This window comes from Methylobacterium sp. Leaf93 (genome assembly GCF_001422345.1).
Lineage (GTDB): Bacteria > Pseudomonadota > Alphaproteobacteria > Rhizobiales > Beijerinckiaceae > Methylobacterium > Methylobacterium bullatum.
The window spans coordinates 206,317-232,855 of record NZ_LMMS01000023.1 but is presented as its reverse complement, the minus strand read 5'-3'; the positions used below and the strand labels follow the sequence as shown (position 1 = coordinate 232,855).

Here is a 26,539-nt window from a genome sequence, read left to right as displayed (position 1 = left end):
TGGATTGATTGGGGAATTGTGGGAGCCACGCTGCTGCGTCCCGCTCTCACGCCGGCACGCTGCGCGGGGTGTAGACGAAGGGTGTCGCGTCACCGCGCGGGATCAGCCGGGTGGCGGATGCACCGATGATGACCATCGTGGCCATGTCCGCCTTCATCTCACGCGCCTGCGCCAGGGTCAGGATCCGGATCGCCTCGTCCGGGCGGGAGACCGCGCGGGCGAAGATCACCGGCGTTTCCGGTGCGCGGTGGTCGGCGGCGAGACCGAGCGCGGCCCCGAGCTGCCAGGGCCGGGCCGAGGAGATCGGGTTGTAGAGCGAGATCACGAAATCGGCCCGCAGCACCGCCTCGAGCCGGGCGGTGATGACCTCCCAGGGCTTGAGGTTGTCGGACAGCGACATCGCGCAGAAATCGCCTCCCAGCGGCGCGCCGAGGCGGGCGGCGGCGGCCAGCATCGCCGTGATGCCGGGCTCGACGGTGATGGCGAGGTGGCGCCATGCCGGATCGCCGGTCTCCACGGCCTCGAAGATCGCCGCCGCCATGGCGAAGACCCCCGGATCGCCGCCCGACACTACCGCGACCCGGCGGCCGGAAGCGGCTAGCCGGAGGGCATGGCCGGCCCGGTCGACCTCGACGCGGTTGTCGGTGGCGTGTTTCGTCAGCCCCGGCCGGTCGGGCACGCGGGCGACGTAGGGGATGTAGCCGATGAGGTCCTGCGCCTGCGCCAGGGCCTCGCTCGCCGCCTGGGTGAGGAGACGCGGATCGCCCGGCCCGAGGCCGACGACCGTGACGGAACCGGTCACGGGCGGCGCCCCTCGCCGGGCACCAGGACCATCGAGAAATAGGGGGCGTCGTCGTCCGGCTTCTCGGCCAGCGCGATCACCTTCTCGCCGGCCATGGTGCCGCGTTCCACATAGACCGCGCGGTCGAGGAGGCCGGTCTCGGCCAGGGCGCGGCGCACCTTCGGCAGGTGGCGGCCGAGCTTCATGATGACGGCGGCGTCGGTGATGCGGAGGCGCTCCACCAGGGCGTCATGGCTCAGCGTCGCCGGGAGAATCGTCAGCACGTCGTCGCCCCAGGTGATCGGGGTTCCGGCCCTGGTCCAGCAGCCGGACATGCCGGTGACGCCGGGCACCACCTCTACCGGGAAACGGTCCTTCAGGCGGCGCCACAGATGCATGAACGAGCCGTAGAAGAACGGATCGCCCTCCGACAGGATCGCCACGTCCCGCCCGGCCCCGAGATGGTCGGCGATCCGCGTCGCCGCATCGTCGTAGAAGGACGCGAGGGCGGAGACGTACTCGCCATGCTCCGGGGGAAGCTCGGTGGTGTAGGGATAGACCAGGGGCATCTCGCGGGCCGGGTCATGCATCACCGCATCGGCGATGGTGCGGGAATTGCCGCGCCGGCCCTTCTTGCAGAAATGCACCAGGACCGGCGCCTCGGCGAGAAGCTTCATGGCGCGGACGGTGAGATAATCCGGGTCGCCCGGTCCCATCCCGACGCCGTAGAGCGTACCGGTGGTGACCTGTCGCGGGATCTCGGTGATGTCCGCCGGCTCTGCGGGGGGAAGCCGCTCGCTCGAATCCATCACTCGATCTCGTTGGCGAGGGCGTTGATCGCGGAGGCGGTCATGGCGCTGCCGCCGCGCCTTCCATGAACGACGATGAAGGGCACCCGCCCGTCGCGGGCGAGGGCTTCCTTGGACTCGGCGGCCCCCACGAAGCCGACGGGGATTCCGATGACCGCCGCCGGCGGGGCGACGCCTTCATCGAGCAATTCGAGCAGCCGGAACAGGGCGGTCGGCGCGTTGCCGACAGCGACGATGCTGCCGGGAAGATGCTCGCGCCAGAGTTCCATGGCGGCGGCCGTGCGGGTCGTGTTCATCTCGGCGGCGAGGCCGGGCACGCGCGGGTCGGTGAGGGTGCAGATCACCCGGTTGTCGGCGGGAAGACGCGAGCGGGTGACACCGTCGGCGACCATGCGCACATCGCACAGGATCGGTGCCCCGGCTTTGAGCGCGGCCTCGCCGCTGGCGGCAAAATCCTCGGAGGCTTCCACGTCCTTGGGCAGGTCGGTCATGCCGCAGGCATGGATCATCCGCACGACGACGCGTTCGGCGGTGCCGGAGAAGCGGGCGAGGTCGGCCTCGGCGCGGATCATGGCGAAGGATCGGGCGTAGATCGCCTGTCCGTCGCGCAGATAGTCGAGGCGCGAACTCATGGGGATGTCCTGAAAGCGTGGGCGAGGGTGGCGGGATAGGCCGGATCGGCCCTCCTTACGCGCTCCAGCGCTGCGTCGAAAGTGAGGAGGGTTTCCAGCAACGCATCGGGCCGGCCGTCGAGGACGATGCCATAGAGGCCATCGCGCCCGACCAGGGTGAGCGAGGCGGCGGCAGGATGGGCGCAGCCCTTGGCGCAGCCGGAGACATGGGCCGACAGGCCTCGCGCCGAAAAGGCCTCGAAGGCGTCGGCCAGCCGTGCCGCGTCGACAAGCGTCGTCGTCGAGCCGGAAGCGCAGGCCGGCGCTCCCGGACAGGCGGCAACCGCCCGCCTCGGATCGTCCGGCTCCGTCAAGAAGCCTGCCGCCGCGAGGATGGGTCGCACCGCCTCCGCCGCTGCCGCGCTGGGGGCAACGAGAAGAAAGCCCCTCGTCGGCGAGAGCCGCAGAGGCTCTGTCCCGAGAATTTCGGTTGCATCTGCGAGGGCGTCCAGGGCGTCCGCCGTGCAGCGGCCGAAGGGCGCGTCGAGCAGGATGCTGACGGGCGAAGCTTCGCTTGGGGGGGATTCGTGCTGCCCGCGAGCGGTGGGAAGATGTGAGTTCAGGGCAAGTAGGCCAGGACGCGGCAGCGATGCGCCGGGAGGAGGCGTTGCGGAGCGCAGGCTGAGGCCAAGCGCCAGGCCGCTCCTGTCCAAAGAGGATAGATCCCGCATCCGGCGCTGACCGCTCCCGGCGAGCCGGCGCAAGGTGGCGTCGAGGACAGAATGCACGCCGTCGGCGGGGACATGCCACCAAGCCGCGTCGCCTGCGAGTTGCAACGCCAAGCCCTCCGCCGTGGCGACGAGATGGCAATCCGGCTGGGCCCCGCCGAGGCAGGCGCCGCACTCCGCCGCCTCGACGGCGACCAGCGCCTTGGGCGGCAGGCCCGGGATCGCCAACCCGATTGCCTCGATCGCCCCGGCCAGGGTCAGAATGTCGATAAGAGTAGAATCTAGGCCGGCGAGCGGCGTGGTCAGGGTAAGCCGTTGTGGCCCACCGTCGCTACGCACATCGTTGAGCGCAGCCGCGTCCAGGGCCTCCGCGAGGCCGCAGCGGGTTGCCTCGGTGACGCCCCGCACCTGCAGGTTCGCCCGCGCCGTCACGTCGATATGGCCGTTGCCGAAGCGGCGCGCGCCTTCCGCCACCGCCCGCGCCTGCGCCTGCGTAAGGATGCCCAGTGGTGGATGCACGCGGGCAAGCAGCCCGTCCCCCGTCAGCATCGGCCGGGCGAGGCTCGGGCACCAGCCCCGGCGTGCAGGCTCCGGAGAGACGCGGCGCGGCGCGCTCATTCGGCCGCCTCCGGCATCAGCTCGTCGGCGGCCATGGCGTTGCGGCGTGTGGTCCAGAACCCGCGCCGGCGCGCTTCGTCGAACCGTTCGAGGATGGCGCGGGCGGCATCGGGATTGGCCGCGCGCAGGGCATCGAACGTATCGAGATCGGCGATCATCGCCCCGTAGAGCCGGTCGAGATCGGCGTCGGAGATGGCGTCCGTGGCGGCGGCGAGGACGAAGACCGCGTCGATCCCCTGTGCCAGTTCCTGAGCGCCGCGATAGCCGTGGCGCAGCTGCGCCGCGATCCATCGCGGGTTCGCGAGTTTGGCGCGGATGAGGCGCGCCGCATCCTCGCGGGCGGTGCGCGCCTTGGGCTTTTCCGGGTCGGCCACGTCGAGGCTGTAGAGTGCGGGAGCGCGCCCGCCGAGCGCGGCGGCAGCCGAGAACCCTCCCATGGCATCGGCCGCGGCGTCGCCGTCGAGGAGGTCCCGTTCGGCGACATCGAAGGCGTGGACATAAGCGTCCGCCTGCGCGACGCGGGTGGCGAAGCCCACATCGGCCATATCCTCGGTCCCGCCATAGGCATGCGAGGTGGCGTCGAGATAGGCTTGGCCGAGATCGTCGCGGCTCTGCCATTGTCCGTCGAGGGCGAGTTCGCCGGCACCGGCGCCGTAGCGGCCTGGTGCTGCGCCGTAGACACGGGCGGGGGCCTCGCCCCGGCGGCGTGCGGCGGCGAGCGGGTTCTCGTCGTCTTCCTCTTCGCGCTCGGCGACGGCAGATGCCGCGCGGGCGAGGAAAGAGAGGGTCTCGGGAAAGGTATCGCGGAACGCGCCCGAGACACGCAGGGTCACGTCGATGCGCGGTCGGTCGAGAAGGGCGAGCGGCAACACCTCGAAACCGGTGACGCGGGTGGAGGCATGGTCCCAGGTCGGGCGCACGCCCATGAGTGCCAGGGCATGCGCCACGTCCTCGCCGCCGGTGCGGAGGGTCGGCGAGGCCCAGAGATCCATGACGATGCGGGCCGGGTAGTCGCCCTCGTCCTGCAGGTAGCGCCGGACCACCGCATCGGCGGCTTTCGCGCCGAGCAGCGTGGCGGCCCGCGTCGGCAGGCTGCGCGGATCGAGAGTAGTGAGGTTGCGCCCCGTGGGCATCACGTCGGTCCGCCCGCGAGAGGGCGAGCCGGCGGGGCCGGGGGGAACGAAGCGTCCGTCGAGGGCCGCCAGCAGCCCCTTGCGCTCGGCGGCCGCGCAGGCTTTCACAGGGGCCGGCGCGTCGTCCGGTGCCGATCCGAACACGTGGAGCCCGTCGCGGGTGGTCACCTCGCCGAGGTCGCACAGATGCGCGTCGAGGGCGGTGAGCGCGTCGGCCATGGGCGTGTCGGCGTCGATCCCGGCGCCGGACAGAAGGCCGGCATCGGCCGCATCGTCGAGGATCGCGCGGGCGATGATGTCGGCCCGTCGCGGATCGAGGACGCTGGCCGAGGAATATTCCTCCACGAGTTCGCGTAGCCGCGCGGCTTCCGGGGTCAGGCCGGCGCATTCGGTCTGGGGCGTCAGGTGGCCCAGGGCGATGCCGCCGAGCCGGCGTTTCACGGGGGCCGCCTCGCCGGGATCGTCGACGATGAAGGGGTAGATCACGGGCAGATGCCCGATCGCCCGCGCCGGCCAGCAGGCCGGCGACAGGGCCACCGCCTTGCCGGGCAACCATTCGGTGGTGCCGTGGGTACCGAGATGGATCAGGGCGTCGAACCCCTCCCGCAATCCGAGATGGAAGGCGAGATAGGCATGGGTCGGCGGCTCGTCGGGGTCGTGATAGCCCGCTTTGCGATCCGCCGCCCGGCCACGGTCGGGCTGAAGGAAGACGGCGAGGCCAACGCTTCGTTCTCGGTCGTCCCCACCATCCACCTCATCCTGAGGTGCCGGCGCGCAGCGCTGGCCTCGAAGGAGGTTTCCAGAACCCTCAGCGGATACTGGAGGCCTCCTTCGAGGCCGCTGACGCGGCGCCTCAGGATGAGGTTGAGGGTTGGACGGAGAATTGTCGTGCACCATCGGGAAGCGGAACGCCCCATCGACACAGACCGGGTCGGCCTCCGGCTCGCCCCACCGTCGATCGAGCGTGTCCCGCTCGTCCGGTGACAGTGTAGAGAGCCAGTCGCGATAGGCCGCGAGCGGCACCGCGAAGGTCGGAGCCTCCTTCATCAGCGCGTGCATCAGAGCGTCCGGCTCCGGCAGGTGGCCCACCGCATAGCCGGCCCGCCGCAGCGTCTCCGCGATCACCCCCGCGCTCGCCGGCGTGTCGAGCCCCACGGCGAAGCCCGCCCGGCCGCCACGGGCAGGGTAGTCGGACAGGACCAGGGCGAGGCGACGCGTTGCGCGCGGCCGGTGTTTCAGCGCCACCCAGGCCGATGCGCGGTCGGCCAAGGCGGCGATGCCAGCCGGGAAGGGCATGGCCCGGCGCTCGCTGAACCCGTCGAGTTCCGGCCCGTCCTCCTTGAACGAGATCGGGAAACCGGAGAGCCGGCCGTCGAATTCGGGAAGCGCCACCTGCATGGCGAGGTCGGCGGCGTTCATGCCCCGCGCCGAGGCCTCCCAGGCCTCCCGTGAGGCCCCGATCGTGTAGGCTTGAAGGATGGGCGCGTCGGCGCCATCAAGGACGAAGCCGCCATCCTCCCGCGCCGAGAAGGCCGTTGCCGCGATGACGATGTCCGGGTTGCGCGCGGCCAGTATCTCCCGCACGGCATCGAGGGCGAGCGCGTCCTTGAGGCTTGCGACCGCGAGGGTGGCGGCACCGATGCCGCGCTCACCGAGGGCTGCGATGAGGTCGGCCACGGGCCGGGTGTCGCCGCCGAGCACCGCCGACCGATAGACCAGGATGAGGGCGAGGGGGCGATCCCGACCTGCGGCGGCCAGGGCGGTCTCGTGTGCGACCGGTCCGCAACCCGGGCACCAGGCGAAGCCGCGCGGCAGGGCGACTGGCGGCAGCGCTTCGATCACATACCCAATTTCGCCGGAGAGACGCCGGATCATTCTACGCAGGTTTTCGCCTCCGCCCGCGCGGCAATAGCCCTCCAGCGTCGCCACGAGTTCCGGAGCCACCGTCGAGAAGGCGGTGAGGCGGGGATCGGGCTTGTCGCAACCCGGAATGACGGCGAGCTTCACGCCGTTCGCGCGAGCCGCGGCGGCGGCGCGCTCGACGCCGTAGCGCCAGTAATCGAGGCCACCGAGGCAGCGGATGACCACGAATTTCGACCGCGCGATCACGTTGTCCACGTAGAGATCGACGGACATCGGATGGCGCAGCCGGGCCAGCTTGGCGAGGCGGAGCGTCGGGACGTCGCTCGCCGACGAGTCCCGTGCCGCTGCCTCCCGCTCGGCCGCATGCGCGCCGGCCATGCCGGAAAGGTCGGAATCGGTGAAGGACAGGAACACGATGTCGCCGGGCGCCTGGCCCAGATCGATGGCGGCTTCGCCTTCGTCGAGGGAGACCGTGTCGATTCGGATCAGATGCATGGGCGGCGCGCCGTCATGGCTGTGCCCTGGAGGACGTCCGCTCGGTCATGGCGCTTCGGCGGCTGCGCCGGCGCCACAGCGCGCGAAGGAGCAACACGCCGATCAGCACCAGCGGTAACCATGGCAGGCCGGCCACGACGAAGCGCAAGGCCGATCCGGCGCTCGCGCCGAAGGTCTGGCCCGCCTGGGCCCAGGCTTCCTCCACGGGGGCGAGAGGCCCGGCGCGCGCCTCGTCGGAGCGCAGGGCGACGGAGACGAGCTCCGTATCGACGCGCTGGCTCAGGCCGCGCTGTTTGGCATCGGCTTCCTCGATCTGCGACTGAACCTGCGCCAATTCCTGCGCGATGCGGATCAGATCCTCCACGCGCGGGTCGGGCCGTGCGGCGATCGCATCGAGCCGGGCGCGATAGGCGGTGAGCTGGGCCAAGCGCCTGCCGCCATCCTCGATGGCATCCGTCAGGTCGTCGGCACGCGTCGACTGGCTCCGGAGCACGACGTCGCCCGTCGCCTCGCCGGGCAGGGGCGACGTGACGAAGGCCATGAAGGGCGCAACGGATTCATGCGGCAGTCGGACCTGGACCTGCGCCTGCGGACGGCCCGCAGGCCTCCGGCCATCGTCGATGGACGCAGCGACGAGGATGCATTTCAGGGCCGCCTCGTTCAGGCAGCGGTCGCGGGCCGCCTCGAAATGCGCGTTCACCCGCTGGGGCGGCAATCCGATGGTCAGGTCGTGGGTATAGGCGAGCTTCGCATCGCCCGTCTGGGCGAGGGGGCGAGCCACCGGAGAGAGGCGTGCCATCGCCCGGCTGTCCGAGGCCTGAAACTCCGGTTTGGGCGGACGTGAATCCGAGCACCCACCGATCGCCGCGAGAGCCGCCAGGCCGGACGCGACCACAAGGCCGCGGCACCCGCGCGCCGGAATCCGTCGGGCGGTCAACGCGCTCACCCCGCCAGGGCGGCTGCCACCGCCCCTTGGTCGAAACCCTTCAGCCCGATGACCACGAGCCGGCCGTCGCGGTTCTCGCTCGCCCGCCAGGGGCGGTCGTAATGATGGGCGATGCGGGCGCCGACGCCCTGGACTACGAGGCGCATCGGCTTTCCGGTGACCTCGGCGAAGCCCTTGATCCGCAGGACGCCGCTGGTCTCGGCGGCGCGGGCGACGCGGGAGGCCAGATCCTCGGCGCTCGCCGTCGCGGGGACCGTGATCGCCACCGAGTCGAAATCGTCGTGATCGTGATCCTCGCCCTCGCCGTGATGGGAGGGGCGGGCGTCGAGATCGTCCTCGGCGGCGGCGCCGAGACCGAGGATCACGCGCGGATCGAGGCGGCCATGCTCGGCCTCGACCATCTTCACCGCGCGCGGCAGCTGGCGCTCCACCTCGGCGCGGACCTTGGCCTTGCCGGCTTCGTCGAGGAGGTCGGCCTTGTTCATGACTACGAGGTCGGCGCAGAGGAGCTGGTCCTCGAACACCTCTTCCAGCGGGTTGTCGTGATCGACGCTGGCATCGTCGGCCCGCTGGGCGGCGAGGGCCGCCGGATCGTCGGCGAAGAAGCCGGCAGCGACGGCGGGGCCGTCGATGACCGCGATCACCCCGTCCACGGTCACCCGCGAGCGGATGGCGGGCCAGTGGAAGGCTTGGACCAGGGGCTTCGGCAGAGCGAGGCCTGACGTCTCGATGAGGATGTGCTCCGGCGGGTCGGCCCGGTCGAGGAGCTTGTTCAGGGCCGGCACGAAATCGTCCGCCACGGTGCAGCAGATGCAGCCATTGGCCAGTTCCACGATGTCCTCGTCCTGGCAGCCCTCGATGCCGCAGGCGGCCAGGAACGATCCGTCGAAGCCGATATCGCCGAACTCGTTGACGATGATGGCGAGCCGACGACCGCCGGCATTCTCCACGAGGTGACGCACGAGGGTCGTCTTGCCGGCTCCGAGGAAGCCGGTGACGATCGTGCAGGGGATCTTCTCGACGATGCTCATTCGGCGGCGTCCGGAATTCTGTCCGCGCGCGGCGGAGGAAACGGGGGAATGCGGGCGACGACGCCTTTGCGGAACGCTTCCGGCCGTGCCTTCCAGGGCACGATGCCGTCGGGCGTCTCCGCGTACAGGCCGATGCCCGCGAGGATGGTTCTGGCCGATTCGACCGGGTCGAGATCGCCGTAGACGTAGGTCCAGCGGCCTTCGGACGCCACGGCGACGGTGCAGGGGCGCTTGCAGACCGAGAGGCATTCCACGCTCTCGACCGCGATGCCATCGATGGCGGCTTCCGTCACCGCATCGCGCAGCGCCGAGACGAGGCGTGCCCCGGCGCGGGGCTCGGACGTGTCGCCGGCCATGCGGCAGGTGGCACAGACGTAGAGTACGACCGGGCTGCCGGCCTGGAGGTCCTCGTCAGGCATTCGACGCCGCCGGGCTCTTGCGCCCGACGCTGTTCCAGGCCCAGCCGAAAGCGAGGCCGATCACCGCCCAGAACACGAAGGCGATGCCCAGCGACCGCGCGGCGAACTGCGCCGCATAACCCGGCGGCAGGGCAGAGGCGGTGTGGCTCGTCTCCGGAGCGCCTGCCAAATGCGGCGCGACCAGAAGCACGAGCCCTCCAGCGATGGCGATGGAGGAGCGGCGGATCGCGATGAGGTAGAGCCCCATGGCGGTGGCGGCCGCGGTCATGATCCACCAGAACTGGCGTTCGGCGAGCGGGGCCGCCTCCATGCCGGGCAGTTCCGGCGGCAGGCCGAGGGCCGGGGCGAGAGCCACGGCGAGGAACCCCGCAATGGCGAAGCGCAGGCCGGTTTCCGGGCTCGGCTCGCGCCCGCAGGCGATGAGAGCCGCGCCCAGCAACAGGGCATAGCCGACGCCGCCGACGAGGGTGGCGAGGGCGGTGAAGACCATACGGGGCAGGCCGGGGCCGGGCTGCCAGGCCGGTGCGACCTCGCCGCCTTCGACACCGTCCGTCTTGCCGCCATGGTCATGGCCGGAATGGACGGGCACGATGAGGGAGGCCGGCGAGGCGCCGCGCGGCATCCATTGCGCGGCCGGCGCCGTGGCTTCGCCGCTCTCGTAACGCTCAGCCGCGATAATCAGTGGCGAGGTGAGGGCGAGCTGCAAGCCCGTGGCGACGACAGCCGCCAGGAAGCCTGCGACCAGGGCCGCCGACACGAGTCGGATCATCATGGAATCAGGTCCTGACTGAGCGCGAGGCGGTCAGTGGCAGGGGAAATTCTGGGCGTGCCGGAAATCGTGGGCCGCGTTGTGCAGCGCCATCGCCGGGGCGAAGCCGGCCATGAAGACGAGCCCGAGCCCGAGGAAAGCGGCCATGAGCATCGCGCCGAGACGCTCGTTGCTGCGGGTGCCGGTGAGGACGAGGGTGTTGGTGGTCATCGTGTCAGGTCTCCGGCCGCCCCGCCGGCGGCGTTCGAGGATAGAGCGGGAGGACGATGTGGTCCCCTTCGGAAGGCAGGTCTCCTGGCTCGCGGGTCGTCCGGTCCTGCCGCCTTCCCGGATCGCTCCAGTGGCCGATGGCAGGCCCGTCTCCGCTCACAGTTGCGGGGGCAGCTGCGGTTTCAGGCGCGAGCCCTCACCGCATTCCCTTTTCACCCCGTCGCCGGGGCACCGTCCGAACCTCGCTTCTACGCGCTCGCGCGACCGCTGACAACGCGGCGCCAAAGCGTTTTACCGGCTTTGACGGGGCAGGGCGGTTTCGCGCTAAAGGGAGCCATGCGGCAGCCTTCTCCAAGAATGACACTGGTCCTCGGCGGCGCGCGCTCGGGCAAGAGCCTGCACGCGGAGCGCCTGATCGAAGCCTGCCCCGCGCCATGGCTCTACCTCGCCACCGCGCAGGCCTGGGACGACGAGATGCGGGAGCGCATCGCCCTTCACCGGTCGCGCCGCTCGGCCGATTGGATCACGCGGGACGTGCCGATCGACCTGCCCGAGGCCGTCGCCGCGGCGACCGGGCCGGTGCTGGTCGATTGCCTGACCCTGTGGCTCACCAACCTAATCCTGTCCGAGGCCGATATCGAGGCGGCGAGCGCCGCCCTGATCGAGGCCTGCGATCGCGCGTCGGGGCCGGTGGTGCTCGTCGGCAACGAGGTCGGTCTCGGCATCGTGCCGGACAACGCGCTCGCCCGCCGCTTCCGCGACGCGGCCGGGCGCCTGCACCAGCGCCTCGCCGCGCGGGCCGACCATGTGGTGTTCATGGTGGCGGGACTGCCGATGATCGTGAAACCCCAACCCGGAGCGAGCGCATGAACGATCTGGAAACGAATGACCCGGAGGCCGACCGTCACCGCGAGAAGATGGAGAAGCGCAAGGCCGTCCAGGACGCCGAGGTCGCGGCCAAGACGATCGAGAAGGGCCTCCTCATCGTCAATACCGGCCCCGGCAAGGGCAAGACCACGGCCGGGCTCGGCCTCGTCCTGCGGGCGCTCGGCCATGGCTGGCGGGTCGGCGTGGTCCAGTTCATCAAGGGCGCCTGGGATACGGGCGAGAAGCACGCGCTGAAGGCCTTTGGCGACCGGATCGAGTGGCATACGCTCGGCGAGGGCTTCACCTGGGAGACGCAGGACAAGGCCCGCGACATCGCGGCGGCCGAGCATGCCTGGGCCAAGGCCGAGGAGCTGATGGCCGATCCGACCATCCGCCTCATCCTCCTCGACGAACTCAACATCGCCCTGCGCTACGATTACCTGCCCATCGACGCCGTGGTGGCGGCTTTCCGGGCGCGCCGGCCCGATCTCCACGTCATCGTCACCGGGCGCAACGCCAAGCCGGCCCTCATCGAGGCAGCCGACCTCGTCACCGAGATGGGCAGCGTGAAGCACCATTTCGCCGCCGGGGTGAAGGCACAGGAGGGGATCGAGTTCTGACTACTGGGCGCGGTCAGGCCCCAGCGCCGAGCGGCTGGTTCTCGTGGAGGACGAGCTTCAGCGTGGCGACGAAATCCTCCAGGGCGGTGCGATCGAGGTCGCGCTGCAAGGCCCCGTGGGCGACGGCGTTGCGCAGGTTCGCGATGGGACGAAGACGATCCGCCTCGTCCGGCGTCACGATGCCTTCGCCCGCGAGCTGCTCGATCAGCCGTGCGGGCGATTGAGAGTGTGACAGGCGGTTCGGAATCAAGGCCCGCCCGATGGCTTCGAAGGTCGACCAGCCGAGCAGCAGAGCCGCTTCCATCTGGCCGGCCGCGATGAGGGCCTCGACCTTCGTGATCGTGCGGTCGATGATGTCTGGCGTCACGCCGTCGATGGCGGGCACGCCGCCGCCGGAGCGGGCGTAGTAGATCCGAAGCTCCCAATCGGTGACACCGAGGAACCGGTCAGCGACCCTTTCCCGGCTTCCGGATCGCGTGCCATCCCGTACGATTTCGATCGCCAGATTCTTTGGTTTGCCAAGCGCGATGGCGTCTGGAACGTAGTCGCCCATGAAGGAGGGCAGAAGCTGGCGTGAAGGGTGAGTATAGACCTCGTAGCCGGCATCCGTAAGTGCCGGGATGATGAGGTCGAGGACCGGCCGTTCTGATTCCATGCCGCTCATGCCAGTTCCTCGAAGGGATCGTCCGAAAGCCTTACGTATAGGATCGGCTTCTGTGCCGAAAGAGCCGCCGTCAGGACTGGGCTCGGCTGCGTGAAAGAAAACACCCGCTGCGGTTCGAACTTCTGGATGACTACCCGTTCGATCTGGGAATCATCCATGTAGATATGCTGGTTGAGGGCATCGAGAACCAGTTTGACGATATTGTCCACGTCGCCCTGCACGGGGCCGACCGGGAAGTAGAACAGCGTCACGGCGAGTTTGCCCTCGCAGGCGAAGTGGTTCTCGGGCAAAGAGCCGTCGCTTGCCGCCCGGACCTTCTGCTTCCACTGCGATTTGGAACTCGGTCGGGCCGATTGGAACGAGACCGGTGTGCCGCTGACGAGGAACTCGATGGGAAAGATGAGCTCCACGAGAGATCACCTGGCGTCGCGGGCTTCGGTCCCGCAACTTATGCACGGCTTCGTCAACGTGTATAGTATGATTCTAAATCGCCCTTGGGTTGTGTCTCGTCGCTGCTTCCGGCGCTGCCTCGTTCTTCTCACGATTTTTCTGTCCGGTGCCGGTGCGGCATCCGCCCAATCCGTCACGTCCTGGCCGGACACCTATCTCGGCCGGGTCGAGGCGCTGGCGGTGATGGAGGGGCTGAATGCGCGGCTCCTGGCGGGCCGCAGCGCCACCGCGACGCTCGAAGGCTGGTGCTCCGAGCACGGCATGGCGACGGACCCGCGGCTCACGGCGACCCTCCTGCGCGATGTGGACAAGCCCGCCTCGGAAGAGACGCGCCGCCGCCTCGCCGCCGGACCCGACACCGTCCTGAAATACCGCCGCGTCCGGCTCGCCTGCGGCGACCACGTCCTGTCGGAGGCCGACAATTGGTACGTGCCCGAGCGGCTGACGCCGGAGATGAACCGCCTGCTCGAGACCACGGACACGCCGTTCGGCAGGGCGGTGCAAGCCCTGGGAACCACCCGCCAGACCATTGGGGCGGACCATCTCTGGCAGCCCTTGCCGCCCGGGTGGGATCAAGCGGTCCCGCCGGACCCCGCCTGCGCGCCGCTCGCGATTCCGGACCGGCTGTTCAGCCATCGCGCCGTGCTGTTCACGGCCGAGCGGGTGCCGTTCTCGGAGGTGGTCGAGACCTACGCCTCCGCCATCCTCGATTTCCGCCGGGCCGCGCGGCCTGCCGATCCCGCCTGCGGCGCCGGCCCGCCGTCGCGGCCCTAACGCGGCCGTGCTAGGGCTCGCCGACGCCCCTCGGCACACCGGACGAGACCCGATCGCATGACCGCCCGCGCCTTCATGATCCAGGGCACCGGCTCGGATGTCGGCAAGTCGCTGATCGTGGCCGGCCTGTGCCGCGCCTTCACGCGGCGCGGGCTCAGGGTGCGGCCGTTCAAGCCGCAGAACATGTCGAACAACGCGGCCGTCACCGCCGATGGCGGCGAGATCGGCCGGGCCCAGGCGCTGCAGGCGCGGGCCTGCGGGGTGGCGCCCTCCATCCACATGAATCCGGTCCTGCTGAAGCCCCAGAGCGAGACCGGCTCCCAGGTGGTGGTGCAGGGACGGATGGTCGGCACCGCGAAGGCCCGAGACTATCAGGCCTGGAAGCCGCGCCTGCTGGCTTCCGTGCTGGAGAGTTTTTCACACTTGAAGGCTCAGGCCGATCTCGTGATCGTGGAGGGCGCCGGTTCGGCCTCCGAGGTGAATCTGCGGCGCGGCGACATCGCCAATATGGGTTTCGCGCGGGCCGCCGACACGCCGGTGATCCTGCTCGGCGATATCGACCGGGGCGGCGTCATCGCCAGTCTCGTCGGCACCAAGGCTGTGATCGACGCGGCGGATGCGGCCATGATCGCCGGTTTTCTCGTCAACCGCTTTCGCGGCGACCCGAGCCTGTTCGCCGACGGCATGGACATCGTCGCCACGGCGACCGGCTGGCCCGCCCTCGGCCTCGTGCCGCATTTCCCCCTTGCCGCCCGTTTGCCAGCCGAGGACATGCTCGGTCTCGCGGGTTCCGCGGCCACCGCCCGCACGCGGATCCGCGTCGCGGTGCCGGTCCTGCCGCGCATCGCCAATTTCGATGATCTCGACCCTCTGAGGGCGGAGCCGGAGGTGGAGGTGGTGCTGGTCAGGCCCGGCGAGGCGATTCCGGGCGACGTCGCCCTCGTCCTGCTGCCGGGCTCGAAGACCACGATCGACGATCTCGACGCCCTGCGCCGCGAGGGCTGGGACGTGGATATCCGCGCCCATATCCGGCGCGGTGGTCATGTTCTCGGGCTCTGCGGCGGCTATCAGATGCTGGGCCGGACGTTGAGCGACCCGCACGGGATCGAGGGCGAGCCGCGCAGCGTCGCCGGACTCGGCCTGCTCGACGTCGAGACGGTGATGACGCCGCTGAAGCGGCTCGAAGCGGTGAGCGGCCGGACGCTGGTCGACGATCTGCCGTTCAACGGCTACGAGATGCATGTGGGCGACACGGCCGGTCCGGACACGGTGACGCCGCTGCTGCGCTTCGCCGACGGGCGGGCGGACGGCGCCGTCTCTGCCGACGGGCGGGTCAGCGGCACCTATGTCCACGGCCTCTTCTCCGACGACCGGCAGCGGGCCGCCTGGCTCGCGCGCCTGGGGGCGGCGTCTGACGGCCATTCCTACGAAAGCGGGGTCGAGCGCGTCCTCGACGAATTGGCGCGACACATCGAGGCCCATGTCGATTGCGATCGCCTGCTGGCGCTGGCGCGTTAGCGGTTTCGCGGCGTAGGCTCGTCCCATAAGGCCCCGTTCGAGGGGCGAGCCTGATGTTCGCGGTGCTGTCCGCCCTGCGCCGAGGCGATGTAACCGCGCCGCGCCCGGCCTGATCCGTCAGGGCAGCGTGTATTCGAGCGGCCCGCCATCCTTGATGCTGTCGAACATGACGAGGATGCGCTTGTCGCCCAGCACCGCGACACCTTCCGCCTTGGCGCCCTTTTCCGCCCCGGTGAGACGCCCGATCGGCTCGAGTTTCGCGTTGACGGAGGCGCCGGCCGCGAACAGGCTGTAGGGCACGTCGGTCTGTCCTTGAGCCGGCCCGGTGAGGACGAGGAGCCGCCCGTCAGGCAGGATGGCGAGATCGCGGATCCCGGCCCCGCGGCCGACCGCGAGGGGGATCACCTGCGGGGCGGCCTTGAGCGGTTCGTGCCCCTGCGCGAACAGAGCCCCCACATCCGCCTCGACGATGAAGGTCTTGCCGTCATGGGATGGTGCGCGCAGCCCGGCGAACAGCCGCGTCCCGTCGACGGCGACCCCCTCGATGTTGAGGCCGTTGGGCGTCGCGTCGCCGTCATCGGTCTGGAGATCCTGCGTGTAGTAGGCGCTGACGGTCTCTGCCAGGCCGAGGGCATCGCCTAGACGGTAGGTGGTCTCTACCGCACCCGGTCCCGCCGGCTCGCCGTTCGCGTCGACTCGGATGCGCGCCAGCACGAAGGTGGAGAGCTTGAACTTCGCCTTTCCGCGCGAGCAGCCATGCGAACCGACCACGTAGAAGTAGGGGGCCGCATAGGCCACGCCTTCGCCGTCGAGATCGTCGAATTTGCCCTCGCCGCCCGTACACCCGTTCCTGGAGGGCGGGGTGCCCAGCGTGTTCGGGCTCGGTCCCCCGCCGACGAGGTCGATATCGGCCCCGGGCGTGATCGTGTGCCCGTCGATGGTGATGAACTGCGCGCCGGTATTCTCGTCGTTGACCACGAGGCAGCGCCGCTTGCCGTCCTTCGGCGGCATGCAGGCGATGCCGCTGATATCCTTGGCGGGTTTGCCGTTCTTGCCGCTCAGGCCGGACGTCATCGTGTAGGGCGGGTCCACCGGAACGAGGTCGCGCATGACGCTTCCCGCCGCGAGAGCCGGCGCGGCGGCTCCGTGGAAAAGCAGGATCGCCAGAAGACCAGTCCGTATCATTGCCCGCCCGCCCATAGGAATGTGAGTGATCTCAATTATATCAAAACAACCTTGAGTATAGATGCGCCGAGGGCAATACATCCGAAAAGTATCGCGCAGGCGATGCGGTACAATGCCAGCGCCCGTTCCACATCGCGCGGACCCGCCTCCGCCCGGCCATTGCCCATCCAGGCATCGTCGACGATTTCGGCGCCGTACATGCGCGGCCCCGCCAGCCTCAGACCGAGCGCGCCCGCCATCGCCGCCTCGGGCCAGCCGGCATTGGGTGAGCGGTGACGGCCCGCATCGCGCCGGACGGCGTGGAACGCCCCAGCCGCCGAAGCCCCGGGATGGAGGAGGCACGCCGCTACGATCAACCCCGCCGAGAGCCGCGAGGCGGGGAGGTTCACGAGATCGTCGAGGCGGGCCGAGGCCCAGCCATAGGCCTCGTGTCGGGGCGTGCGGTGGCCGATCATGCTGTCGGCGGTGTTGATCGCCTTGTAGAGCGCCCCTCCCGGTAGGCCGCCGATCCCGATCCAGAATGCCGGGGCCACGATGCCGTCGGAGAAGTTCTCCGACAGGCTCTCGATGGCGGCGCGGCAGATGCCGGCTTCGTCGAGGCTTTCCGGGTTGCGCCCGACGATCATCGAGACCTCGCGCCGCCCGCCCGCCAGCCCTTCGGCGCGGAGGCCCATGGCGACGCGGGCCACATGGTCGTGGAGGCTGCGTTGTGCCGGAAGGCTCGCACAGGCGAGGCCGAGGAGCAGCATGGCTGGGATTTGTCCCGCGGCGGCGGCGAGCGCCGTTCCCGCGACCGACACCGCCGCGACCGTTCCCAGGAGGATGAGGAGACCGAGGATCCCGGCCGCGCGCCGCCGTCTCCCGCCGCCCGTATTGAGGGTCCGGTCGAGCCAACCGATCAGGCGGCCGATCCAGGTGACAGGATGACCCAGCGCCTTGTAGAGCCGGTCCGGATAGCCCGCCGCCGCCTCGATGGCGAGGGCGAGACCCAGCACCACGAGCGTGTCCGGCGGATGGGCGAGGGCGGTCCAGGTCATCTGTTCGGGAATGGGGTTCGGTGCGGCAGGGTGATGGAAGAGCAATGAGCGGGACGGAGGAGGCGAACGGTCGTGGCGGGCTCATCGCCCATGGGGGCGATCTCGATGCCGCCCAGGCGCTGTTCCCCCACGCCGAACTGCCCTGGATCGACCTCTCCACCGGGATCAATCCGGTCCCGTATCCCTGTCCGCTGCTGGAGGCCAGCGCGTTCCGACGACTTCCCTCCCGCGCCGACCTGAACGCCCTGTGCGCCGCCGCCGCCCATGCCTATGGCGTCGCCGATCCGGCCCGGGTCGCGGCGGCGCCCGGCACGCAGATTCTGATCGAGACGCTGCCGCGCCTGAGGCCGCATTCGCGCGTGGCCGTCATCGGTCCCACCTATGGCGAGCACGAGGCGGCGTGGCTCCGGGGCGGACATGCCGTGACGGTGGTGCCTGATCCGGCCCAGGCCGAGGGGGCGGCCGTCGTCGTCGTCGTCAATCCGAACAATCCCGATGGCCGGACCTGGGAAGCGGGCCGTCTCCTTGATCTGGCGGGACGGATCGCCGGGCGCGGAGGCTGGCTCGTGGTCGACGAGGCCTTCATCGACTTAGAGGCGGTGGAATCCCTCGCACCGCGAGCGAGATCCGGCCTGGTGGTGCTACGCTCCTTCGGCAAGACCTATGGCCTCGCCGGCATCCGTCTCGGCTTCGCCCTCGCCGAGCCGGCGCTCGCCCTGCGGATCGGCGCGGCGCTCGGACCCTGGGCGGTGCCGGGACCGGCGCTCGCCATCGGCCGGGCGGCCTTGTCCGATGGGGCCTGGCTGCGGGAGGCGGCCATCGATCGTCACGCCGACGCGCTGCGCCTCGATCGGCTGCTCGCCTTCCGGGGAGGGCGCATCGTCGGCGGTACCTGCCTGTTCCGCACGGCTGCGTTCGACGACGCGCCAAGTCTTTTCCGGCGCCTTGGCGAGGCCGGGATCTATGTCCGCCGGTTCGAGGCCAACCCGCACTGGCTGCGCTTCGGTCTGCCGGCCGACAAGGGCGAATGGTGCCGCCTGTCCCGCGTGCTCAAACCCGCTTGATCAGGCGGGCTTCGAGCGCGACCGGTCGCCGATCGAGACGAGAAGGCCCGCCCCCGAGAGCAGGGCGCCCACCGCGCAGACACCTGGCCACCCCGCCATGAGGAAGGCCTGCGAGCCGGCGAAGGCGCCCAGCGCTCCGAACACGAACATCACCGTGAACAGCACGGTGTTGATCCGACCTCTGGCGCCAGGGACGAGTGCATAGGCCCGGGTCTGGTTGGCGATGAGCGCGCCGTTGATGCCGATATCGATGAGGAGAACGCCGATGGCGACCGCCACCAGAGAGACCTCTCCTCCCAGCCACAGAACCAGGAACGACGCGAGGACGAGCGCACCACCGGTGACGACCACCGGCCGGGCGCCCTTCCGGTCGGTGTAGCGTCCGGAGAGCGGGGCGACGAAGGCGCCGCAGACCCCGATCACCCCGAACAGGCCGGCGCCGGCAGCGGTGAGATCGAAGGGCGGAGCCTCGACCAGGAGGGCCAGGGTCGCCCAGAACGCATTGAAGCTCGCGAAAAGAAGGCCCTGCGAGAGGCTGGCATTGCGCAGGATGGGCTGCGTCTTCACGAGATGCAGGATCGACAGCATCAGCGCGCGGTAGCGCAGCGGTTTGGTCTGCTTCGTCTTCGGTAGAGTCGCGGCCGCCACGGCGGCGATGACCAGGGCCACGACAGCGGCGGCGAAGAACACCGCGCGCCAACCGAAATGCGCGCCCACGAAGCCGCTCATCGTCCGGGCGAGGAGGATGCCGGTGAGCAGGCCCGTCATCACTTGGCCCACCATCCGGCCGCGGCTCTCGTCCGGCGCGAGCTCGGCCGCGAAGGGGACCGCCTGCTGAGCGGCCGAGGACAAAAACCCGATGAGGAGACAGGCGACCGTCAGGAAGGCGAGGGTCGGCGCGAGGGCGGCACCCAGAAGCGCCACGCTCAGGCCCAGCAATTGCGCCACGATGAGCGTCCGCCTCGGCCAGGCATCCCCGAGGGGCACGAGGCCGAGAATGCCGAGCCCGTAGCCCATGAGGCACGCGGTGGGAACGAGGAGGGCGGCACGCTCACCGAACTCGCTCACCAGAACCGCGAGGAGGGGCTGGTTGTAGTAGATGTTGGCGACGGCGCCCCCGGCGATCAGGGTCAGGCCGAAGCGCGCCCTGGCGGTGAAGCCGTGGCCGGAACCGGTGCCGGGCTGCATGCTCAGGCTCGCACCGGAGCGGCGCCGTCCGCCGTGCCAAGCCGATGGAAAAGCGATGAATTGGTCGTCATCCGGTGGGGCGGGTCCGTGAGCAACGGGATGGGTGTGCCTCCGGTTAGGGGCGCCAGCGCGCGGGGGCAACCCGTGGGCGCGCGAAATGGTCCCACGTCAGAGTGCGGGCCGCGACGGGCCACACCTTCCATCGGATGCGTCGATCCCCATATACGAATCGTTACCGGATAAAGACGTGGCGCGTCTCTGTGGCGAAGTCCCGCTTGGCAGGAGCCAAGTCGTTCTGTCACACTCCCGACCGTCGAGACGAGTCGGTCTTCAAGTCCAGGGGACAACACCGCGTATCGACAACGGAGTTTGGAATGCCGAATTACCGAGTCAGCTTCGCCAAGCAAATTCTCGGCGTGCCGTTCACGATCGGATGTGTCGAGATTTCACGGGCGCGTGATCCTCGGCGGGCTCAACGCGCGGCGGAACTTCGTTTCGCGCGCCAACATGGCGTCGAGGATTGGCGCGAGCGGGCCGATCGTGTTGCCATCGAGGCCGCTCAAGCCTGACATGACAGGTGATCCGACCCGAAAGTGAGTACAGGACTTCGGGAAGACGGTTCTTGGGTCGTCGGCTCGTTCCCCCATCCCGCAGCGGCTGCGGCATGGTTCCGCGGTCAAAGCCCTGGCCCTCGGTCGCCCCGCGACATAGACTGGGACCTGCACGTGAGTTCGGCGGGTTCGGCATCTCGCGGAACTTGCGACAGGGGCAAGGAGCAGGCGGCGAGCCATGGCGGCGATCTCGTTTTTCGGCGACCTGCTTCAGACCATCAGCGACCGTGGTCGCGATCTCATCGGAATCGGCCGCGGCGACCTCGCCTCAAAGGCCAATGCGCATGAGCTCATCAAGCTCTGCGAGGATCTGATCTCCCGGCGCGGCGAGGCGTCGGGCGTTGCGCTCGCCCGCCTGATCCTCGAACGCTACGCCAGCCTCGCGCGTGCCGAACGGCTTGTCTTCCTGCAGGGGATCGCCACCGTCTTCGGGGCCGATCACGAGGCGGTGGACGATGCCATCGCTGCCTATCGTCGAGACCCGACACGCGCCGCCCTCGGCGTGTTGCACGAGGCGGCCGAGCCGCGCAGCCAGGAACTCATCCGCCGGCTCAACCTCGCCCGCAACGGCACCCTCGCCCTGGTGCGGATGCGGGAAGACCTGTTCGTTCTGCGAAAGGACTTGCGTGGGAACGAGGCCGATCCCGACCTCGTCGATGCCGTCGACAGCCTCGACAGCGATTTCGAGCACCTGTTCGCCTCGTGGTTCAACCGGGGGTTCCTGGTGCTGCGCCACATCGACTGGACCACCCCCGCCCATATCCTCGAGAAGATCATCCGCTATGAGGCGGTGCATGAGATCGCGGGTTGGGACGAGCTGCGCCGTCGCATCGAGCCCACTGACCGGCGCTGCTTCGCTTTCTTCCATCCCGCCCTGCAGGACGAGCCGCTGATCTTTGTGGAAGTGGCGCTCACGGACGGCATCGCGCCGGCCATCGCGCCGATCCTCGCGCATGGGCGCGAGCCCCTGCCCACCCGGGCCGCCACCACCGCGATCTTCTACTCGATCTCGAACTGCCAGAAGGGACTTGCCGGCGTCACCTTCGGCAATTTCCTGATCAAGCAGGTGGTGGAGGATCTCGCCCGCGAGATCCCGAGCCTCAAGACCTTCGTGACCCTGTCGCCGGTGCCCGGCTTCTCCGCCTGGCTCGATCGTGAGCGCCGCTCCGATTCGCCGCAGGGCCTGACCCGTGACGACGTCGAGGCTCTGCAGGCCATCGACGAGCCGGGCTGGCACGCCGACAAGGCCAAGTCCGATGCGGTGAAGAAGGTGATGATCCCCGCCGCCGCCGCCTATTTCTTGCGGGCCAAGAACGAGCGCGGCAAGCCCCTCGACCCCGTGGCGCGGTTCCATCTCGGCAACGGAGCCCGCCTGGAGCGGCTCAACTTCCTCGGCGACGTTTCGCCCAAGGGGCTGAGCCAGTCGCGCGGGCTGATGGTCAATTACCTCTACGATCTCTCGGCCATCGAGAAGAACCACGAGACCTATGCCAATCTCGGCACCGTGGCGGCATCGAGCAGCGTGAGCCGCGAACTCAGGACCAACCTGCCGCCGATTCGCGCCGTGGCGTTGGCCGAGGCTTGATTTCGAGGCGTCGTCCGGCCACGGCTGTCCGTTCGATAACGGCTGGACGACGTCATGCGTAACCATCTCTTCGACCTCATCCGGGCGAGCCTGCCCGCCGATCCCGCCTCCCGGACCTTCATCGAGACCGGTGACGGCGCACGAATCAGCTATGCGGACATGCTCGGCCGCTCGGCCGCCTATGCCTCGGCCCTCAAGGCGCTCGGGGTGAAGACGGGCGACCGGGTCGCCGTGCAGGTCGAGAAGAGCGCCGAAGTGGTGTTCCTCTATCTTGGCGCGGTTCGGGCGGGCGCCGTCTTCCTGCCGCTCAACACTGCGTACACGGCCCCCGAGATCGCGTATTTCCTCTCGGATGCCGAGCCGGCCCTGTTCGTCTGCGACCCCGCCCGGCTCGCCGCTCTCGAACCGGTCGCCGCCGAGGCGAAGGTGCCCGCCCTGCGTACCCTCGACGGGGCGGGGCGCGGTAGCATGGCGGAGGCGGCTGACGCGGCCGGCACCGCTTTCACGGATGTTGAACGCGGCCCCGACGATCTCGCGGCGATCCTCTACACCTCGGGCACCACCGGGCGCTCGAAAGGCGCCATGCTCAGCCACGACAACCTCGCCTCCAACGCCGTCACCCTGGTGGAGACCTGGCGCTTTACCGCCGACGATGTGCTGATCCACGCCCTGCCGGTGTTCCACACCCACGGCCTGTTCGTGGCCACCAACATCGTTCTGCTGGCCGGGGCCACGGCGATCTTCCTGCCGAAATTCGACCCGAAGCAGGTGCTCGCCCTGTTGGGCCGGGCGACCGCGATGATGGGCGTGCCGACCTTCTATACGCGCCTCCTCAAGGAGCCGGGCCTGACCCCTGAGGCGGCGGCGACAATCCGCCTGTTCGTCTCCGGCTCGGCCCCGCTTCTCGCCGAGACGCACAGGGACTGGCAGGCCCGCACCGGCCACGCCATCCTCGAACGCTACGGCATGACCGAGACCAACATGAACACCTCGAACCCCTATGACGGCGAGCGCATCGCCGGCACGGTGGGGCTGCCTCTACCGGGCGTCTCGCTCAGGGTGGTCGATCCCGAGACGGGACGGGCATTTCCCGCCGATACGGTGGGGATGATCGAGGTCAAGGGCCCGAACGTGTTCCAGGGCTATTGGCGCATGCCCGAGAAGACGGCCTCCGAGTTCAAGGCGGACGGGTTCTTCATCACCGGCGACCTCGGCAAGCTCGACGGGCGCGGCTACGTCCATATCGTCGGACGCGGCAAGGATCTCATCATCACTGGCGGCTACAACGTCTATCCGAAGGAGGTCGAGAACGAGATCGATGCGCTTCCGGGCGTGGTCGAATCCGCCGTGATCGGCCTCGCCCATGCGGATTTCGGCGAGGGTGTGACTGCCATCGTCGTCGCCCGCCCGGACGCACCGGGAGAGCAGGAGATCCTCCGCATCCTCGAAGGGCGCCTCGCGCGGTTCAAATGTCCCAAGCGCATCCTCTTCGCCGACGAATTGCCGCGCAATGCCATGGGCAAAGTGCAGAAGAACCTGCTGCGCGAGGCGCATGCGGATCTCTACCGCCGCTGAGGGACGAGACGGCGGAACGCTTTGGCGGGCCGGCGGTTCTCGTCATCGAACGGCCAAGCTCGCGCCGTCTCCGTACCGGTTGCCGTCATGCCTTCGTCTCAGTCTCACCGTCCCGAGCCCGCGGGGCCTGGCTCCACCCATTCCGTGGTCTGGACTCTGGCGATGGGGGCGGCGCTCGTCGCCCTGTCGCTGGGGCCACGGTCGCGCGGCGCCCGGCGTGAGGCCGAACCGCCCGAGCCGCGACGCGACGAAGGCGCCCGATCGCATAGCGGGCGCAGCGCCGAATGGGTGGCGGCGACACAGGTCCATCGCGGCCGTGCCGCAGACAGTCCGACCGAGATCACCCGCGCCGGCTGGAAGGACATCGCCGTCCGGGTCTATCTGGAATTCAACAAGGACCGCGTGCTCGCGGTGGCCGCCGGGGTCACGTTCTTCACCCTGCTGTCGCTGTTCCCCGCCATCGCCGCCCTGGTCTCCTGCTACGGACTCGTGGCCGATGTCGGCGCCATCAACGAGCACCTCTCTAGCATGCAGGGCGTGCTGCCCTCCAGCGCCATCGACATCATCGGCGAGCAGGTGAAGCGCATTGCGGCCAAGGACAATGGCACCCTGGGCCTGACGTTCTTCTCCAGCCTCGTCCTGTCGCTCTGGAGCGCGAACGCCGCCATGAAGGCGATGTTCGATGCCCTGAACGTGGTCTACGAGGAAGACGAGAAGCGCTCCTTCGTGATGCTGAACCTGCGCTCCCTGACCTTCACGGTCGGGGCGCTCCTCTTCACCATCCTGGCGCTTACCAGCATCGTCGTGCTGCCGGTGATCTTCAACTTCTTCGGGTTCGGGCAGGGGGCGAGGCTGATCGCCCTGCTCCGCTGGCCCTTCCTGCTCGTCGTCCTCCTCGGCGGCCTGTCGCTGCTCTACCGTTACGGCCCGAGCCGGGAGCGGCCGCGCTGGCGCTGGGTCGGCACGGGCGGGGCGGTGGCGGGCCTGCTCTGGCTCGCGGCCTCGATCCTGTTCTCGTGGTATGTCGGCAGCTTCGGCAATTACAACGAGACCTATGGTTCACTGGGCGCCGCCATCGGCTTCATGACCTGGATCTGGATCTCGACGACGATCGTGCTCCTCGGTGCCGAGATCAACGCCGAGATGGAGCATCAGACTGCGCGGGACACCACCACCGGCCCGGAAAAGCCCATGGGCGACCGCGAAGCACGGATGGCCGATACGATCGGCGCGGCCGCGTGACAGGGTGCGGGACGGCCTCGGGAGCCCTATTTCTTCGGAATATCCTGAGGAACCGGAGGCCATCATGAGCGAGACCCAGTCAGGCACCGTCCAGCGCAGCGAAGCCGAGTGGCGCGAGATCCTGACGCCTGACCAGTACCGTGTCCTGCGCGAGCATGGCACGGAGCGCGCGGGCACGAGCTGCCTCAACGCCGAGAAGCGTCCCGGCACGTTTCACTGCGCCGGCTGCGATGCCCCGTTATTCGAGAACACCACGAAATTCGAATCTGGCACCGGTTGGCCGAGCTTCTTCGATCCCATCGACGGCGCGGTGGAGACAACGACCGACCGGAGCCACTGGATGGTGAGGACTGAAGTTCACTGCGCCCACTGCAAAGGTCATCTCGGCCACGTCTTCGATGATGGCCCGGCGCCGACGGGGCTGCGCTATTGCATGAACGGCATTTCACTGCGTTTCGAGCCGAATGCGTGAGCTCATTGGTATAAAAGGATAAAAATCGGGGCCGGGCTTACGAGGCCGGCCTTGATTTAGTCCCATTTTTTCTTAGTCGAAGGGAAGTGGTCTTCCCCTTTGTGTGCCGTCGGCGGTGCGAGGCGGGAAAACGATCGAATTCGGACGGTTCGTGCCGGCCGGTTTCCACAGGCCGGGCATTCCGTCGCTGCTGAAACAGGGTATGGCTTCGAACGGCGCTGACGTTGCGCCCATGGCGCGGCGCTCCGGAGGAGTGCCGCCATGATGAGCCGATCCGGGGGGAGAGAATACATGAGTGTCGTTCGTCGGTTTCTGGTCGCGCCTTCGCTCGTTCGCCTGATCCGCAAGGAGCGCGGCGGTTCGAAGATCACCGAGGGCTATTTCGCTCCCCAGGCCGGTCGCACTTCCTATGTCCGGGTCGACGGCCAGAACTGCCATCTCGTTCTCGTCACGACGACGCCGGACGGAACGTCGAGCGAGGAGCGGACCGATGTCCCCCGCGCCCACGGCGATGCCCTTCTGGATGTCTGCTCCGGCAAGGCGATCTATGACCGCGCCGTGCTCGCCCTCGGCAACGGCCGCGAGGCGCTCGTCGACCGCTACGCGACACCGGGCGCCCTCGACCTGCTTAGTGTCGTGTTCGACGACACCGCCCAGGCCGCAGCCTTCGTGCCCCCGGTCTGGTTCGGCGAGGACGTCTCCGAGAATGCCGCCTATGACCGGCATTCCGTGGCGATCCAGGGTGTGCCTCAGACCGGCGAGGTTCCCCTGAACAACGCCGCCCTCGAAGCGATCCTCGATCTGCTCGAACCGCGCTTCGGTTTCGGCCGCTTCAATGCCCCGTCGCCGAAGACCGGCGAGGACGAGGCGACCCTTCGGGCCAATCGCCGTGCCGCCGCTCTGGCTGCCAAGGCCGCTGCTCCCGCGGCCCTCCCGGTGGAAGAGCCCGCGCCCCAATCCGTCCTTGAGGAACGGAGCGAGCAGCCTCGGGAAGAGCCCGCCGCCGCGGAGGAGACCGCCACGGACACTCCGATCCGCACCGATGCCCGCATCGACGACGTCATCGAGAGCCTGTCTCAGGCTCTGGGTGCCTCTCAGCCGTCCCGCGCTCCTGCACGCGACGACGATCCGGCCGCCGAATTCGAGCGCTGGACCGTGCGTCCCCGCCGTACTCCGCAGACCTGAACGATCGGGACCGGAGGTGGACCATGCCCATCTCCGGGCTCCTCCCGAGGACCCGGCCGCACCGGGCAGATCCGGCTCAGTCGATCACC

Annotated in this window: 26 protein-coding genes and 1 riboswitch; of the genes, 11 read left to right on the top strand and 15 right to left on the bottom strand. The window is 69.2% G+C overall.

Annotation, left to right across the window (positions count from 1 at the left end; translation table 11 throughout):
- Positions 1-46: 46 nt before the first annotated feature.
- The 10 genes from cobJ to ASF26_RS12795 all read right to left on the bottom strand — a co-directional run bounded on the left by cobJ (position 47) and on the right by ASF26_RS12795 (position 10,413).
- Positions 47-802, bottom strand: a complete 756-nt coding sequence (gene cobJ, locus ASF26_RS12840; RefSeq protein ID WP_056254414.1) for a precorrin-3B C(17)-methyltransferase — start codon at positions 800-802, stop codon at positions 47-49.
- Entirely contained in the window at positions 799-1,590 is a 792-nt protein-coding gene (locus tag ASF26_RS12835) for a precorrin-2 C(20)-methyltransferase (protein WP_056254411.1), read from the bottom strand. The genes cobJ and ASF26_RS12835 overlap by 4 nt, the downstream gene beginning before the upstream one ends.
- Positions 1,590-2,222, bottom strand: a complete 633-nt coding sequence (locus ASF26_RS12830) for a precorrin-8X methylmutase (RefSeq protein WP_056254407.1) — start codon at positions 2,220-2,222, stop codon at positions 1,590-1,592. The genes ASF26_RS12835 and ASF26_RS12830 overlap by 1 nt, the downstream gene beginning before the upstream one ends.
- Entirely contained in the window at positions 2,219-3,547 is a 1,329-nt protein-coding gene (locus tag ASF26_RS12825) for a hypothetical protein (RefSeq protein ID WP_056254404.1), read from the bottom strand. The genes ASF26_RS12830 and ASF26_RS12825 overlap by 4 nt, the downstream gene beginning before the upstream one ends.
- Positions 3,544-7,038 carry a cobaltochelatase subunit CobN gene (gene cobN / locus ASF26_RS12820; RefSeq protein WP_056254402.1) on the bottom strand — a complete coding sequence of 1,165 codons (3,495 nt, stop codon included), beginning with the start codon at positions 7,036-7,038 and terminating at the stop codon, positions 3,544-3,546. Before cobN ends, ASF26_RS12825 begins: the two co-directional genes overlap by 4 nt.
- Positions 7,039-7,051: 13 nt before the next feature.
- The gene (locus tag ASF26_RS12815) at positions 7,052-7,837 is read right to left on the bottom strand and encodes a DUF4349 domain-containing protein (RefSeq protein WP_244475916.1); all 786 of its coding nucleotides are present in this window, start codon (positions 7,835-7,837) and stop codon (positions 7,052-7,054) included.
- A 143-nt stretch (positions 7,838-7,980) separates the two neighbouring features.
- A complete protein-coding gene (cobW, locus tag ASF26_RS12810; protein WP_056254398.1) occupies positions 7,981-9,015 on the bottom strand; it encodes a cobalamin biosynthesis protein CobW in 1,035 nt (344 codons plus the stop codon).
- Positions 9,012-9,434, bottom strand: coding sequence for a DUF1636 domain-containing protein (locus ASF26_RS12805; RefSeq protein WP_056254394.1), 423 nt, complete (start codon positions 9,432-9,434; stop codon positions 9,012-9,014). Before ASF26_RS12805 ends, cobW begins: the two co-directional genes overlap by 4 nt.
- A complete protein-coding gene (locus tag ASF26_RS12800) occupies positions 9,427-10,206 on the bottom strand; it encodes a CbtA family protein (RefSeq protein ID WP_056254391.1) in 780 nt (259 codons plus the stop codon). Before ASF26_RS12800 ends, ASF26_RS12805 begins: the two co-directional genes overlap by 8 nt.
- 30 nt (positions 10,207-10,236) lie before the next feature.
- A complete protein-coding gene (locus ASF26_RS12795) occupies positions 10,237-10,413 on the bottom strand; it encodes a CbtB-domain containing protein (RefSeq protein WP_056254388.1) in 177 nt (58 codons plus the stop codon).
- 56 nt (positions 10,414-10,469) lie between these two features.
- A riboswitch (cobalamin riboswitch) is annotated at positions 10,470-10,664 on the bottom strand.
- Between the two features lie 106 nt (positions 10,665-10,770).
- Here ASF26_RS12795 and cobU point away from each other — a divergent pair.
- Together cobU and cobO are read left to right on the top strand one after the other, a co-directional pair.
- Positions 10,771-11,283 (top strand): bifunctional adenosylcobinamide kinase/adenosylcobinamide-phosphate guanylyltransferase, encoded by a 513-nt coding sequence (gene cobU, locus ASF26_RS12790; protein WP_056254384.1) that lies wholly within the window; start codon positions 10,771-10,773, stop codon positions 11,281-11,283.
- Complete coding sequence (cobO, locus tag ASF26_RS12785; protein WP_056254381.1) at positions 11,280-11,900, top strand: cob(I)yrinic acid a,c-diamide adenosyltransferase; 621 nt, start codon at positions 11,280-11,282, stop codon at positions 11,898-11,900. The genes cobU and cobO overlap by 4 nt, the downstream gene beginning before the upstream one ends.
- A 13-nt stretch (positions 11,901-11,913) precedes the next feature.
- Here cobO and ASF26_RS12780 read toward each other — a convergent pair whose 3' ends face one another.
- Positions 11,914-12,555 carry a hypothetical protein gene (locus tag ASF26_RS12780; RefSeq protein WP_156462982.1) on the bottom strand — a complete coding sequence of 214 codons (642 nt, stop codon included), beginning with the start codon at positions 12,553-12,555 and terminating at the stop codon, positions 11,914-11,916.
- A 5-nt stretch (positions 12,556-12,560) separates the two neighbouring features.
- On the bottom strand, positions 12,561-12,974 hold the full coding sequence (locus ASF26_RS12775; RefSeq protein ID WP_056254375.1) for a RusA family crossover junction endodeoxyribonuclease: 414 nt from the start codon (positions 12,972-12,974) through the stop codon (positions 12,561-12,563).
- A gap of 139 nt (positions 12,975-13,113) precedes the next feature.
- Here ASF26_RS12775 and ASF26_RS12770 point away from each other — a divergent pair, with 139 nt between their 5' ends.
- Together ASF26_RS12770 and ASF26_RS12765 are read left to right on the top strand one after the other, a co-directional pair.
- A complete protein-coding gene (locus tag ASF26_RS12770; RefSeq protein WP_056254890.1) occupies positions 13,114-13,788 on the top strand; it encodes a hypothetical protein in 675 nt (224 codons plus the stop codon).
- 57 nt (positions 13,789-13,845) lie between these two features.
- Entirely contained in the window at positions 13,846-15,306 is a 1,461-nt protein-coding gene (locus ASF26_RS12765; RefSeq protein WP_200925925.1) for a cobyric acid synthase, read from the top strand.
- A 117-nt stretch (positions 15,307-15,423) separates the two neighbouring features.
- On the opposite strand, the gene ASF26_RS12760 is transcribed toward ASF26_RS12765, so the two are convergent.
- Both ASF26_RS12760 and cbiB read right to left on the bottom strand, forming a co-directional pair.
- Positions 15,424-16,491 carry a DUF3616 domain-containing protein gene (locus tag ASF26_RS12760; RefSeq protein WP_244475915.1) on the bottom strand — a complete coding sequence of 356 codons (1,068 nt, stop codon included), beginning with the start codon at positions 16,489-16,491 and terminating at the stop codon, positions 15,424-15,426.
- A gap of 35 nt (positions 16,492-16,526) precedes the next feature.
- Positions 16,527-17,528 (bottom strand): adenosylcobinamide-phosphate synthase CbiB, encoded by a 1,002-nt coding sequence (gene cbiB / locus ASF26_RS12755; protein ID WP_056254371.1) that lies wholly within the window; start codon positions 17,526-17,528, stop codon positions 16,527-16,529.
- A gap of 44 nt (positions 17,529-17,572) precedes the next feature.
- On the opposite strand from cbiB, the gene cobD reads away from it, so the two are divergent.
- The gene (cobD, locus tag ASF26_RS12750) at positions 17,573-18,592 is read left to right on the top strand and encodes a threonine-phosphate decarboxylase CobD (protein WP_056254367.1); all 1,020 of its coding nucleotides are present in this window, start codon (positions 17,573-17,575) and stop codon (positions 18,590-18,592) included.
- Here the strand turns inward: cobD and ASF26_RS12745 are convergent, their stop codons facing one another.
- Positions 18,593-19,780, bottom strand: a complete 1,188-nt coding sequence (locus tag ASF26_RS12745) for an MFS transporter (RefSeq protein WP_056254365.1) — start codon at positions 19,778-19,780, stop codon at positions 18,593-18,595. It lies immediately after the preceding gene.
- Between the two features lie 374 nt (positions 19,781-20,154).
- Between ASF26_RS12745 and ASF26_RS22085 the strand changes: the two genes are divergently transcribed.
- The 6 genes from ASF26_RS22085 (at position 20,155) to ASF26_RS12720 (ending at position 26,450) form a co-directional block, all read left to right on the top strand.
- Positions 20,155-20,349 (top strand): hypothetical protein, encoded by a 195-nt coding sequence (locus tag ASF26_RS22085; RefSeq protein WP_082472996.1) that lies wholly within the window; start codon positions 20,155-20,157, stop codon positions 20,347-20,349.
- Between the two features lie 220 nt (positions 20,350-20,569).
- On the top strand, positions 20,570-21,976 hold the full coding sequence (locus ASF26_RS12740; RefSeq protein WP_056254360.1) for a malonyl-CoA decarboxylase: 1,407 nt from the start codon (positions 20,570-20,572) through the stop codon (positions 21,974-21,976).
- Between the two features lie 54 nt (positions 21,977-22,030).
- The gene (locus tag ASF26_RS12735) at positions 22,031-23,551 is read left to right on the top strand and encodes a malonyl-CoA synthase (RefSeq protein ID WP_056254357.1); all 1,521 of its coding nucleotides are present in this window, start codon (positions 22,031-22,033) and stop codon (positions 23,549-23,551) included.
- A 162-nt stretch (positions 23,552-23,713) separates the two neighbouring features.
- Positions 23,714-24,793 (top strand): YihY/virulence factor BrkB family protein, encoded by a 1,080-nt coding sequence (locus ASF26_RS12730; protein WP_082477616.1) that lies wholly within the window; start codon positions 23,714-23,716, stop codon positions 24,791-24,793.
- A gap of 64 nt (positions 24,794-24,857) precedes the next feature.
- On the top strand, positions 24,858-25,265 hold the full coding sequence (gene msrB, locus ASF26_RS12725; protein WP_056254355.1) for a peptide-methionine (R)-S-oxide reductase MsrB: 408 nt from the start codon (positions 24,858-24,860) through the stop codon (positions 25,263-25,265).
- Positions 25,266-25,556: 291 nt separating this feature from the next.
- Positions 25,557-26,450 carry a hypothetical protein gene (locus ASF26_RS12720; protein WP_056254351.1) on the top strand — a complete coding sequence of 298 codons (894 nt, stop codon included), beginning with the start codon at positions 25,557-25,559 and terminating at the stop codon, positions 26,448-26,450.
- Positions 26,451-26,539 lie beyond the last annotated feature (89 nt).